Genomic DNA, 2,757 nt, shown 5'->3' on the forward strand with positions numbered 1-2,757 from the left:
CCGGAGATCAGTACGGTCTGGTTCTGGGTCTTGTTCATTTCCCTGTCCTCTCTCGGGGTCGTGTGTACAACGTACAGACGGAAAAGGCGCTGTAGAACAGGTGAGTTGAGGAAAGTAAGCTAGTGCACTAGGGTTCGTCCGTACTAGTGCACTGGGAGGGTGGGATGACAGCGGTGCAGGCGCCGTACGCGCGGATCGCGGCCGAGCTGCGCGGGCGGATCGAGCGCGGGGAACTGCTGCCCGGGGACCGGGTGCCCTCCACGCGGGCCATCACCCAGCGGTGGGGGGTCGCCATGGCCACCGCGAGCAAGGTCCTGGCCCTGCTCGGACAGGAAGGCCTGGTGCGAGCGGTGCCAGGGGTCGGGACCGTGGTCGCGGCCCGGCCCGCGGCCGGCGGACCGGGCCGGCGCCCCGCCGCCGAGGACGACACCGCGCAGCGGACCCGCATCATCCGCGCGGCGGTCGCCCTCGCGGACGCCGAGGGGCTCGCGGCCCTGACCATGCGCCGGCTCGGCGCCGAGCTCGGGGTCTCGGCGATGTCCCTGTACCGGCACGTCAGCAACAAGGAACAGTTGGTGGTGCTGATGGCCGACGCCGCCTTCGGGGAGGAGGCGTTGCCAGAGCGGCCGCCGGCGGGGTGGCGCGAGCGGCTGGAACTCTCGGCGGCCCTGCAATGGCGGCTCTACCGGACGCACCCCTGGCTGGCCGGGGCCATGAACCTCAGCCGGCCCCTGCTGATCCCCAACGGCATCCGCCACATCGACTGGGCCCTCGCCGCCCTCGACGGACTGGGCCTGGACGCGGATACGCGGATGCATGCCGCCGTCACCCTCTTCGGGTACGTCCGCGGCCACGCCGTCGACCTCGAACCCGAGACCGACGCGACGCGCACCAGCGGCGTCACCGGGCAGGAATGGATGCACGCCCAGGAGACACGGCTCGCGGCACTCGTGGACAGCGGGGCCTTCCCCGCGTTCGCCGCCGCCAGAACGGGCTCCGCCCTCTCCCCCGAATCCCTCCTCCACCACGGCCTCACCACCCTCCTCGACGGACTCGCCACCCGCATCACCACACCCCCGCACTGACCACCACGACCAACCGACCCCCCAGCACGGAGGGAATCGCCCTCATCGTCCACGAGGCCATGGACGTCGGCGATGAGGACCACAAGGACTACGTCCGCGCAGGACGTCCCGGCACGTTCGTCAGAGACTGACGGGCGAGCTCCTGCCCCGACTGACGCCAGCCGTTGGCGGTGAGAAGCAGCGTCAACGACAATTCGTCATCCCGTGCAGGCGGGGTGGTGTGAGGAGATCCCGCCCCGCACAGGGGCCACCCTTGCCCGAGCCGGACCGCCTCGCCCCTCGGCAGGAGCCCTATCGGCCTGGCTGGGACCGGAGACGGTACGACCAATTGGCTGGCCCGCAGACACCCGGCCGTCCGGCCCGGCGGTCGGCCCGTGGTTCGGGCCTCCGCTTCGCTCCACCCGAACGGCCCGCTGCGTAGGCCTGGGTGACCCCCTTTTTCACGGGGTGTGGGCCTTCGGCCTGTTGGGGCCGGGCCGCTTCGCTTCCCCACCAGGTCCTTCCGGCTCGCGATGAGCATCGCCCCGCATCAATACCCGCCTCACCCCGAGCCCGCACCAACCACTTCGCGACATGTGCGCCCCGCCGAGCAGCAGCTCGACAGGGCGACATGGCAGACACGACCCCGAATGAACCCAACAGCGTCCCGCCGTTGGGCGCGCCTGTGAGAGCGGGCAGGGGAGCGGGCAGCCTGAAAGGTAGTGGGTGTGGCGGGGTTAGCTGGTAATCGACGGGTAGGAGACGATGTCCTCTTCAACGCTGTGGGAGCAGGGGTACAGGCGCGCCTCAGCACCCTGAGAGAGGCCGCCCCATGAGTTGATGCAGTTGGTGGAGGCGACGCGCGGCTGAAGCTGCCGGGCGTTGCCCGCGTAGACGAAGTTGAACTGGGTGTCGCCTGCGGAGCCGCTGTCGCAGGGGTAGAGGCGCATGTGGTTGCCAGTGACGTCGCCGCCCTCCCAGTTGTTCACGCACAGGAGGCGGCCCTGGGGGTCGTAGGTCTGGGATGCCTGGATCTCGAAGTGGGTGGCGTCCTTCGTCCGCAGCCACCACTGCTGAGCGGAGGTGCCGTTGCAGCCCCAGATCTGGACCTTCTGACCGGAAACGAAGTTGCCGCCGGAGACGTCGAGGCAGTAGCCGCCGTTGAACCGGATCTCTCCCGCGCCGTATCCGGCGTGGGCGGTTCCGGCGCCGAGCGTGATGGCGAGCAGCGGAGCAGCGGCGACAGCGGCGATCTTGGCTATTCGGGTGCGCACAGTGTTTTCCCCCTGTGATCAACATCGATTTTCGAGTTGATCATAGGGGGAAGTCTCCGCCCGGCCGGCCGGGCCGGGCCCATGATGCACGCACCCCTGTGGAAGGCGTCGCCCTCTGAGCCGAGCCCGGCCTTGACGGCCTCTGGGGGACGCTGGGCCATACCCAGATTCTCCAAGGGGCCGGTGACGGTGCTGGAGAGGTCAGTCGTCCAGCCGAAGGCCCATCAGAACATCGTCCACGTAAGCGCCGTCCAACAGGAACTCCTCCGGCAGCACGCCCTCGACCTGGAACCCGCACCGCTCATACAACCGCCGCGCCGGGAGGTTATGCCCGAGCACGCGGAGCGTGATCCGGCGGGCGCCCTGGGCACGGGCGGCCAGGCAGGCGGCCTCGACCAGGGCCTGTCCCACCCCGCGGC

3 protein-coding genes are annotated in these 2,757 nt (G+C 69.7%); 1 reads left to right on the top strand and 2 read right to left on the bottom strand.

The features are described from left to right. Positions 1–164: 164 nt before the first annotated feature. Positions 165–1,085 carry a GntR family transcriptional regulator gene (locus VR44_RS37945; RefSeq protein WP_045952231.1) on the top strand — a complete coding sequence of 307 codons (921 nt, stop codon included), beginning with the start codon at positions 165–167 and terminating at the stop codon, positions 1,083–1,085. 716 nt (positions 1,086–1,801) lie between these two features. On the opposite strand, the gene VR44_RS37950 is transcribed toward VR44_RS37945, so the two are convergent. Together VR44_RS37950 and VR44_RS37955 are read right to left on the bottom strand one after the other, a co-directional pair. Continuing rightward, positions 1,802–2,338, bottom strand: coding sequence for an RICIN domain-containing protein (locus tag VR44_RS37950; RefSeq protein ID WP_045952232.1), 537 nt, complete (start codon positions 2,336–2,338; stop codon positions 1,802–1,804). 201 nt (positions 2,339–2,539) lie between these two features. Then, on the bottom strand, positions 2,540–2,757 hold a 218-nt coding region (locus VR44_RS37955), incomplete at its 5' end, for a GNAT family N-acetyltransferase (protein ID WP_045952233.1).

Origin of the sequence: Streptomyces katrae (assembly GCF_000966975.1) — a bacterium.
GTDB classification, from domain to species: domain Bacteria; phylum Actinomycetota; class Actinomycetes; order Streptomycetales; family Streptomycetaceae; genus Streptomyces; species Streptomyces katrae.

Excerpts from the sequence above, each read along its gene's own strand:
- VR44_RS37945 (WP_045952231.1), top strand. The coding sequence starts at position 165 with ATGACAGCGGTGCAGGCGCCGTACGCGCGGATCGCGGCCGAGCTGCGC.